Origin of the sequence: Vibrio sp. 1751 (assembly GCF_033339895.1) — a bacterium.
Classification (GTDB): Bacteria; Pseudomonadota; Gammaproteobacteria; order Enterobacterales; family Vibrionaceae; genus Vibrio; species Vibrio alginolyticus.
In genome coordinates this window covers 61,229-71,435 of sequence record NZ_JAWOVM010000017.1, presented here as the reverse complement: position 1 = coordinate 71,435, position 10,207 = coordinate 61,229, and the positions used below count along the sequence as shown (strand labels likewise).

The window sequence follows — 10,207 nt, the reverse complement described above, 5'->3', positions numbered from 1 at the left end:
TTGGGTTACTTGAAAGAGTTGCTGCCACGTCGTCCTGATTTGAAAGTGATCATCACGTCGGCAACCATCGACCCAGAACGCTTCTCAAAACACTTCAACAATGCACCAATCATTGAAGTATCGGGTCGTACTTACCCAGTAGAAACACGTTACCGCCCACTAAGCGGTGATGACGACAATGATCGTGACCAGCTTGAAGGCATCTTCGAAGCGGTAGATGAACTGTGCGATGAAGGTTTAGGTGACATCCTGATTTTCATGAACGGTGAACGTGAAATCCGTGATACCGCAGATGCATTGTCCAAACGTAATCTGAAGAGCACGGAAATTGTGCCGCTTTACGCGCGTTTGTCGGCAGGTGAGCAGAATAAGATTTTCCAACCTCACACTGGTCGCCGAATTGTACTGGCAACCAACGTGGCAGAAACCTCGCTAACTGTTCCGGGCATTAAATACGTTATCGACCCGGGTACGGCGCGTATCAGTCGATACAGTTACCGTACTAAGGTTCAGCGTCTTCCAATCGAGCCAGTTTCTCAGGCGAGTGCGAACCAGCGTAAAGGTCGTTGTGGTCGTGTGGAAGAGGGTATCTGTATTCGTCTGTACTCAGAGGAAGATTTTGAGTCGCGCCCAGAGTTTACTGATCCTGAAATCCTGCGTACCAACCTAGCGTCGGTTATCTTGCAAATGACGGCACTTGGTTTGGGTGATATTCAAGCGTTTCCATTTGTGGAAGCACCGGATAAACGTAACATCCAAGACGGCGTACGTTTGCTGGAAGAGCTTGGTGCGATTAACTCTGAGGTAAAAGACCCGAAAAAACGCCTGACTTCCATTGGTCGCCAATTAGCGCGTTTGCCAATCGATCCGCGCTTGGCGCGTATGGTATTGGAAGCACCAAAATATGGTGCGCTTAAAGAAGTGATGATCATTGCAGCGGCCTTGTCGATTCAAGATCCACGCGAGCGTCCTTCCGACAAACAACAATCGTCAGACGATAAACATCGTCGCTTCTTCCATGAAGAGTCGGACTTCCTGACATTTGTGAATTTGTGGGAATACATCCAAAAGCAGCAAAAAGCCTTGTCTAGCAATCAGTTCCGCAAACAGTGTAAGCAAGACTATTTGAACTACTTGCGCGTTCGCGAGTGGCAAGACGTGTACTTCCAAATTCATCAGTCGATGCGTGAGATGGAGTTCAAGCTTAACGATGAGCCCGCTTCTTACCATGGCGTACACAGTGCCATTTTGGTTGGTTTGCTGTCGCACATCGGCATGAAAGACCAAGAAAAGAATGAATATCAAGGCGCGCGTAATGCTCGTTTCCATATCTTCCCTGCATCAGGTCTATTCAAGAAACAGCCTAAGTGGATCATGTCTGCTGAGTTGGTGGAAACCTCAAAACTTTGGGGTCGTATCATCGCAAAGATTCAGCCAGAATGGATTGAACCGTTAGCTAAACACCTTATTAAACGTAGTTACAGCGAACCACATTGGTCGAAGAAACGCGCTGCGGTGATGGCGCACGAAAAAGTGATGCTTTACGGCGTACCAATCGTACCGAAACGCTTGGTCAACTACGGCAGTATCGATTCGACCGTAAGTCGCGAAATCTTCATTCGTAGTGCATTGGTTGAGGGGGAATGGGAAACCAAACACGCGTTCTTTAAGCAAAACCGTAAGCTTCTGCAAGAAGTGGAAGAGCTTGAGCATAAATCTCGTCGTCGTGACATCTTGGTGGATGATGATGAGCTGTTTGATTTCTATGACCAACGTGTTGGTACTGAAGTCGTTTCTGGCAAACACTTCGATACGTGGTGGAAAAAGGCATCTAAAGAAAATCCGGAACTGCTGAACTTTGAAAAAGAGATGCTGTTCAAGGGTGATGCTAGCCATGTGACCGATTTGGATTACCCGAACTTCTGGCATCAAAATGGTTTGAAGCTCAAATTGAGTTACCAATTTGAACCAGGCGATGATAGTGACGGTGTCACAGTGCATTTGCCGTTGCCGATTTTAAACCAAGTTGAACCAGCGGGTTTTGATTGGCAGATCCCAGGTTTACGCCATGAGCTTGTGGTTAGCTTGATTAAATCGTTGCCAAAGACAATTCGTAAGAACTTTGTGCCTGCGCCAAACTATGCCGATGCATTCTTAGCACGTGTCACGCCAATGGAAGCGCCGCTGCTAGATTCATTAGAGAAAGAGTTGCGACGCATGACGGGCGTAGAGGTACTGCGTGAAGACTGGAACTTGGAACAAGTACCTGAGCACTTGAAAGTCACGTTCCGCGCGGTTGATCATCGAAATCGTAAACTGAAGGAACATAAAGACCTTCATGAACTGAAAGAAAGTTTGAAAGACAAAGTTCAAGAAACGCTTTCCAAAGTTGCGGATGACGATATCGAACAGCAAGGTCTGCATACGTGGAGTTTTGGCGAATTGCCGAAAGTGTATCAACAAAAACGTGGCGGCTACGATGTAAAAGCGTATCCGGCGCTTGTTGATAGCAAAGACAGCGTTGAAATCAAACTCTACGAAACCGAATTTGAGCAGATCACCGCAATGCGCGCTGGCCAGCGTCGTTTGATTTTGTTGAATGTACCGTCTCCAATTAAATATTTGCACGCTAACTTACCGAACAAATCGAAGTTGGGGTTGTATTTTAACCCTTACGGCAAGGTGCTTGATCTGATAGATGACTGCATTGCCTGCGGTGTCGATAAGCTTATTGAAGAGCAGGGTGGTTTAGTTTGGGAGCCAGAGAAGTTCGAAGCGTTGAAAGAACACGTTCGTGCTGAATTGGGTGACACCGTTGTAGAGATCGCTCAACAGGTTGAGACTATTCTGACCACGGCGTTTAGCATCAATAAGAAGCTAAAAGGCAAGATCGACTTCACAATGGCGTTTGCTCTGTCCGATATCAAAGCACAAATTGAAGGCTTGATCTTCAAAGGCTTTGCAACGGAATGTGGCTGGAAGCGCTTGCCGGATATTCTTCGCTACATGCGCGCGATAGAGCGCCGTATGGAGAAGTTGCCAATCGATCCAAACAAAGATCGTTTACATATGCTGAAGATTGAATCTGTGACTCAAGACTATAAAGAGTTGCTGAACAAGATCCCGAAAGGTGTGGCCATTCCTGAAAATGTAAAAGAAGTGCGTTGGATGATTGAAGAACTTCGCGTGAGTTACTTTGCTCAACAATTAGGCACTCCTTATCCTGTTTCTGATAAACGAGTCAAAAACGCGATTGATGCTTGCTAATCAACCAGTAAAATAGTGTCAGATTTGTAATTATCGCTTAAGAAGTTGCTGGTACACTAATTGCTAGTAACTCAATAAGCATTATTTTTTAGTTCCGGGAGGCAATAGTTCGCCTCCCTTTATTTGTAGTACCAACGACTGAGTTATGCAGACGTGGGAATAATAAAGAGTAAAGGTAGATGATGAAAAAAACTCTATTAGCAGTGGCGCTACTTGGCGCATCTTCTGCGGCAATGGCGGATTCTTGGATTTACGGTGGTGCAACAGTAGGTCAGTCTGACTACAAAGGTGAAACGGACACATCATACTCTGTTCACGTTGGTACAGGCATTCTACCTATCATTGGTGTTGAAGCTGGTGTAACACAACACGGTGAGTTCAACGTAAATGGTCAAGACACTAAGCTAACTTCTTACTACGCAGCACTTAAGCCAAGCATCGACTTCGGTCCGCTACACGTGTACGCAAAAGGTGGTTTCCATCAGTGGGACAAAAAAGTGAAAGGCGGCAAAGACGATGACGATTTGGACCTAATGTACGGTGTGGGTGCTGAGTACTTCATTTTTGGCCCAATGTCTGTTGGTGCTAGCTACATGAACTACACTGCTGGTAAAGACGATATCAGCACGTTCTCTGTTAACGCAACACTACATTTCCTATAAGCGTCAAGCTTTCTAACACCATATGAAACACACCGGCTTTATGCCGGTGTTTTTTTGTCTGGAAGTCACAAAACAAAAGTTGAACATAAATTATTCACTTTTAGAGTCTTAAAATGCCTATGCTTTCCAATATATAGTGGCGATTAAATGCGCATATTTGCGTAATGTTTCGCTTGGGAATCGATCAGGAAGGGATAGTATGAAAAAAACACTCTCGTTATTCGCTCTAACGTTGTGCTCAACGTCAGCAATGGCTGACTCTTGGATTTACGCTGGTGGCCAAATTGGTCAGTCCGATATCGACAGCGAAAATGATACAACCTACGGTATTCATGTCGGTACTGGTATTTTGCCGTTCATTGGCATTGAAGCAGGCTACTTTAACCACGGCAAAGTGGATTTATCTTTGAGTGGCAGCAGGGGTAGTGCTGATTTTGATTCATTCTATTTAGCGGCGAAACCTAGTATCGACTTCGGCCCGTTACACGTTTACGCAAAAGGCGGCATCAATGCATTCAATGTTGATTATGACGGCGGACTGAGAAACTTAGACAAAGATGATGGCGTCTCTTACATGTATGGTGTTGGTGCCGAATACTTCTTGCTTGACAATGTGTCTGTGGGCGCGAGTTATCAAGCGTTTGGCGTGGATATTGAAGGCGATAGTGATACCGTTAGCAGTGTAACAGGGAACATCACCTTCCATTTCTTATAACGCTCGCTGGATGAAAGGCTTGCTGATTTGGTTTCGTCGTTAATTGTGAAACCAAATCAGCGCAGGTCTTCTCTATTTGCGCAGTGACTGGCTATGAACTTAAGTATTTCTTGTGTCTTTTCTAGTCTACAACCTACGACAAAATCAATCGTTAGACCTCATAATTTTTGTGTTGATATTATTTCCCCTTCATCTGTCTCGAATTGAGCTTAAAATGCAATAAATCACGACTTTTTGCAAAAATATGTGATTGCTGCTAAAATTCGTCCCGCTTTAAAACTTTAGAGTTCAAATTAATGGAGGGCGGTATTGGAGTTCTTCTCACCTGAGGGGCGTTTCAAATTCACGTTAAATTTGTATTTATGGATAATGCATTTAAAAAATATAGTATTGATACAACCGATTATCAGGTTGGACAGGATAACGTTCAAAAGTGGGGATTCGATATACATAACCCGGTTTTTGGCATTAGTGCGGGGCTCGTTGTTTTCTGTCTGATTTCACTTCTTCTTGTTGAGCCAACCACTGCTCGAGACGTATTAAACGGTCTAAAAAACGGAATTATCGAACAGTTTGATGCGTTCTTTATGTGGTCGACAAACTTCTTCTTATTGTTCGCCGTTGCTCTTCTTTTTTCTCCGCTAGGTAAAATCCGCTTAGGAGGCAAAGAAGCAACGCCGGATCACTCAACCGTTTCTTGGTTGTCGATGCTTTTCGCCGCGGGTATGGGTATTGGTCTTCTGTTCTGGAGTGTGGCTGAGCCGACCGCGTATTTCACTGATTGGTGGGGAATGCCACTTAACGCAGTACCATACACCGAAGAAGCAAAATCCCTCGCGATGGGTGCCACTATGTTCCACTGGGGTGTACATGGTTGGAGTATTTACGCACTCGTTGCGCTAGCATTAGCGTTTTTTGCCTTTAACAAAGGTTTACCACTTTCATTGCGCGCGGCGTTCTATCCAATTTTTGGTGACCGTGCATGGGGCTGGTTAGGTCACGTTATTGATATCCTTGCCGTTTTGTCGACGCTATTTGGTCTTGCAACGTCGCTAGGTCTGGGTGCTCAGCAGGCGACCAGTGGTATTAACCATGTCTTTGGTCTAGAAGGCGGCATTGGTACACAAATGATTGTGATCACCTTCGTTACCTTTATCGCGGTGCTATCAGTGATTCGTGGTATTGATGGTGGTGTTAAGCTACTGAGTAACGTCAATATGGTGGTTGCGTTTGCGCTGCTTATTTTCATTACCTTCATCACGTTTGATACGGCCTGGGGTTCGCTACGCGACACAACAATGGCTTACATTGAAAATATTATTCCATTGAGTAACCCTCACGGTCGTGAAGATGAAACTTGGATGCACGGCTGGACGGTATTCTACTGGGCTTGGTGGGTATCTTGGTCACCGTTTGTTGGTATGTTTATCGCGCGTGTGTCTAAAGGTCGTACGGTTCGAGAATTCTTATTCGCAGTCATCGTTATTCCTACAGTTGTTACTTTGATTTGGATGTCTGTGTTTGGTGGTATTGCGCTTGACCAAGTGGTGAATAAAGTTGGTGAGCTAGGTGCAAATGGTCTCACTGATATTTCATTGACTCTGTTCCATGTTTACGATGCGCTTCCGTATAGCTCAGTGATTTCAATGCTTTCTATCGTGCTGATTCTGGTATTCTTTATTACATCGTCAGACTCTGGCTCGCTGGTTATCGATAGTATTACCGCCGGTGGTAAGATTGATGCACCAGTACCGCAACGCATTTTCTGGGCGTGTATTGAAGGCGCAATTGCAGCCGTAATGCTTTGGGTTGGTGGTAAAGAAGCCTTGCAAGCATTGCAATCAGGCGTTGTTGCAACAGGGTTACCGTTTACTTTTGTTCTGCTGTTGATGTGCGTAAGTTTGGTGAAAGGGTTAAGAACAGAACTGCCAGCTTACAAATAAATACAACACGATCCATGATTGAGTTTAAATGCCGAGCCTAATGTGCTCGGCATTTTTTATTTCTACTTTTCTTTTCCAATAATTTCGTTACAGTTTAGACTTATTCCCACCTCATTAAACTGTATTATGTCACTGGCTAAACTCATTCTTATTCGTGGACTTCCGGGTTCAGGTAAAACAACCTTAGCAAAACAATTGGCAATAGTTCTTGGTGCTAAGCATTTTGAAGCTGACATGTATTTTGAAAATGATGAAGGTGATTATCACTTTGAACCGGTTCAATTACCTCAAGCGCATGAATGGTGTTTTCAGCAAACTAGAAAGTGGTTGAACAAAGGGAGAGTCGTGATTGTGAGCAATACGTTTGTTCGACATTGGGAGATGAAGCGTTACATGGACTACTGCATGAAGAAGCGCATCGAGGTGGAAATTAAAGTGTGCCACGGAGCGTATCAAAGCATTCATGATGTGCCACCAGCGACGATAGAAAAGATGCGCCGCCAGTGGCAAGAGTGACCGTTACCAGAACCGGAAGTTATTGACCTCGTCCGTCAATCATCACAACGAATGTTTTGCTCATGATTGAAAGGTCCATTGAAATCCAAGAGTAAAACGAACCTAGGCTTAGTGCGTAACTGTGGTCAAACCCAACTTTGCGTCTTACATCTTCAATGCATGCATCATAGCCTTGGTTAACCTGAGCTAAGCCTGTGATACCCGGTAACACGCCATATGTGCGCTCTACAAAATAGGGGATTTCATCTTCTAATTTCTGGTAGAAAGCTGGGCGTTCTGGGCGCGGCCCAATCATCGACATTTCACCTCTCAACACATTAAACAGTTGAGGTAGTTCATCTAAACGCGTTTTGCGTAAAAAGCGTCCTACTGGCGTGATGCGGGGATCATTTTCAGTTGCCCATACTGCGCCAGAGCGTTGCTCTGCATCAATATACATGGTGCGAAACTTCATGATTTGAAAAAGATCCATTTTTTCTGGTGTGCAGCGTCCTACTCGCAATTGGCGATAAATCACAGGGCCTTTCGATGTGGTTTTGATCGCTAGCGCGATAAATGGGAATAGTGGTGCAGTGACGACCAAAATAAGCATTGCAACCAGTACATCAAACGTTCTTTTTGCGTGGCATACATTTGAATCGTAGCGTGAGTTTTTCATGATGCTTTCCTTATTGGTTGACGCGTTTCCAACGTCCATTTTCCATTCCGAGCAAATACTTCATACCGCCGATAAAGTTGGCGAGATGACCAATGACGATGTAGCTAATCAGCTTAAAAGGTTTAATAGTGTTAAGTGCTGGCATTAAGTAAGTAATAAGCGCGATGCTGTAAATACCAACTTGTGCGAACAGCATTACTTGAAACAGCGGATTGTGTGCCAGTAGTAGTGAGCAAATAAAGCAAACAATCATCAAATAGGGTGTTGCTAAGCGCAGAACCTTTCCCGATAGAAATGCAAAGGCAGTGCCACGATAACGAGGTAGCAGTAATTTCTTTAATTGCATGAGCTGCTGCATGTTACCCGCTGAAATTCTTAGGCGTCGTTTGAAATCTGCGTCGTCTGAGCTTTGTTCGAGCTCAAGAGCCAGCATGTTTGGCTCGTAAATAGCGCTATAGCCTCGCAAAACGATTCTCATAGGGAGAATAAAGTCGTCATTAATGGTGCTGACTTCCAGTGGTTCAAATAAGTGAGTTCTGAAAGTGTAAAATGCACCGTGGGAACCAATCGTTGAACCTAACAAGGATTCTTGATGCTTTACTCGAGACTGGTATCGCCAATACGCCGCTTCACCTTGGTTATTAGTACTCATTATTTGATATGTTGCGTTAACCACTCCAACGTTCTCATTTTGATAATGCTGACTAGCTAGCAACAGAGAATCGCAAGAAATCAATGCCGACGTGTCACTCAGTGCGGTAATGTCCGAGCTAACATGACGCATTTCTTCGTTGAGTAGGGCAACTTTACCGCGATTGATTTGGTGATCATTAATAATGAACAGAGTATCAGAGCAGATTGCTTCTTGAATTGTCGCTTGAGCAATCTCGGCTGTGTTATCTGTGCAGCCATCACATGCGATCACTACTCTTAACTTATCCCTTGGGTAATCTAGGCTCGCAAGGTTACGGATCTTCTCTGCTATCCATTGTTCTTCATTGTAGGCGGGCACGATGACAGTAATAGAGGGTAGCTGGCTGTCTGTTTTGGAGGCTTTGTAAGCTCGCTCTACAAATGGTGCTTTGGTTTCGGCTTGCCGTTTTAAAGGAAGCCATTTAAGGAGCAGTGGGTACCCAACGTGATGATAGACAATCAAAAACGTGGATAAACCAAACCCTATAATCCAAAGTAAATCATTCATAGCTAGCCTCCTTGGCCAAACGTGAGTAGCGACTCACCATGTCTCTGATATCAAAGTGTTTGAGAATAAAAGTTCGAGGAGAGCGGTGTGATGATTCCAGTTGTTGTGATAACGCTTCGGCCAACGAAAACACGCGATTTGCTTCAACCAGTGTGCTGTTGTTCGGACAGAGCGTCTCTTTCACGCCGCCAACATCCGTTGCGACGCAAGGAATGTCACATGCTTGAGCCTCGAGGGTTGAGAGAGGAAAGCCCTCTTGAAGTGATGGTAAGCAAAACAAGTCTAGGCTTTGGTAAAAGCTGGGCATATCGTCCACCAAGCCTAAAAAGGTTACTCGATCTTCAAGTTTTAACGTTCTAACTTGTGCTTCCAATTGAGTTCGCTGAGAACCATCACCTGCGATTGCTAGGTGTGTGTTTGGCGTAAGATGAGAGAAGGCTTCGATAAGCACTTTATGGCCTTTAACTGCTTCTAGACGCCCGGCAACGCCAATCACGATTTTGTCGGTTGGAAGTTCAAACAAGTGTCTTGTTGCCGTTTGGTCACCGCTTTTAAACTTCTGACAGTCAATCCCGTTATGGATAGTACAAACTTTGCGATACTTTAACTTAGTCTGTATTTGATGGGCGACAAAGTTAGCATCGGCAACCACTTGCGGGCGAATCATCGTTAGCAAAAGGGACTGTAGTTGAGCTGATTTTTTGTTATTAAGGTGCCATGCGTCGTGCTCGGTATGAATCACTACAGGTACGTGCGCTAAACGTGCAGCAATACCACCGTACAGAAGTGGGCCGATATGGTGAGTGTGGACCACATCAGGCTTAAGTCCTTTGAGCATGGAAGTTAGCGTACTGATGGTTTTTCCGCTGAATCCAGGTTTCTTATTAAGAAAGTGCAGTTGGCCTTGGTAGGGCAATAGTTTTTGCCAACCTTGTAGTGCATGTTCTTTGCTTCCTTCTAAGCTCACGACAAAAACGGAATGGTTTGGCTGCGCAAAACGAAGCATTTCTAGTACGAGCGTTTCTAAACCACCAGGAGCTAAGTGTTGCACGACGTGTAATATCACTTTTTTGCTGTGCTTAGTGTTATTGTGTTTTTGTCTGAATTCCATTTTCAAACCCTCGTTGAGTTCTTTGTTTATTTAGGAATTGCAGACTGCGTGCCAAAAAATTAATCATTTAAAAGCAATAGGTTAATATTGATGTTTGTGAGACTTTATGTTTATTCTCAATTTGAGATTCATAT

Annotated in this window: 8 protein-coding genes; 5 read left to right on the top strand and 3 right to left on the bottom strand. The window is 44.4% G+C overall.

What is annotated here, in order from left to right; genetic code table 11:
- The 5 genes from hrpA to R7041_RS08610 form a co-directional block, all read left to right on the top strand.
- Window positions 1-3,267 (top strand): ATP-dependent RNA helicase HrpA (gene hrpA, locus R7041_RS08630; RefSeq protein WP_318128611.1); only part of this gene is annotated, 3,267 nt, incomplete at its 5' end.
- Between the two features lie 182 nt (window positions 3,268-3,449).
- Window positions 3,450-3,929, top strand: coding sequence for an outer membrane beta-barrel protein (locus tag R7041_RS08625; protein WP_021033871.1), 480 nt, complete (start codon window positions 3,450-3,452; stop codon window positions 3,927-3,929).
- A 199-nt stretch (window positions 3,930-4,128) separates the two neighbouring features.
- Window positions 4,129-4,644, top strand: coding sequence for an outer membrane beta-barrel protein (locus tag R7041_RS08620; RefSeq protein ID WP_005377661.1), 516 nt, complete (start codon window positions 4,129-4,131; stop codon window positions 4,642-4,644).
- 362 nt (window positions 4,645-5,006) lie between these two features.
- Complete coding sequence (locus R7041_RS08615; RefSeq protein ID WP_064368396.1) at window positions 5,007-6,587, top strand: BCCT family transporter; 1,581 nt, start codon at window positions 5,007-5,009, stop codon at window positions 6,585-6,587.
- A gap of 126 nt (window positions 6,588-6,713) precedes the next feature.
- A complete protein-coding gene (locus R7041_RS08610) occupies window positions 6,714-7,103 on the top strand; it encodes an AAA family ATPase (protein WP_064368398.1) in 390 nt (129 codons plus the stop codon).
- Between the two features lie 19 nt (window positions 7,104-7,122).
- On the opposite strand, the gene R7041_RS08605 is transcribed toward R7041_RS08610, so the two are convergent.
- From R7041_RS08605 to R7041_RS08595, 3 genes are read right to left on the bottom strand one after another with little or no spacing between them, the layout of a single operon-like run.
- Window positions 7,123-7,761 carry a sugar transferase gene (locus R7041_RS08605; protein WP_005377654.1) on the bottom strand — a complete coding sequence of 213 codons (639 nt, stop codon included), beginning with the start codon at window positions 7,759-7,761 and terminating at the stop codon, window positions 7,123-7,125.
- 10 nt (window positions 7,762-7,771) lie between these two features.
- Complete coding sequence (locus R7041_RS08600; RefSeq protein ID WP_054574132.1) at window positions 7,772-8,962, bottom strand: glycosyltransferase family 2 protein; 1,191 nt, start codon at window positions 8,960-8,962, stop codon at window positions 7,772-7,774.
- Window positions 8,955-10,073, bottom strand: a complete 1,119-nt coding sequence (locus tag R7041_RS08595) for a glycosyltransferase (protein WP_054574133.1) — start codon at window positions 10,071-10,073, stop codon at window positions 8,955-8,957. Before R7041_RS08595 ends, R7041_RS08600 begins: the two co-directional genes overlap by 8 nt.
- Window positions 10,074-10,207 lie beyond the last annotated feature (134 nt).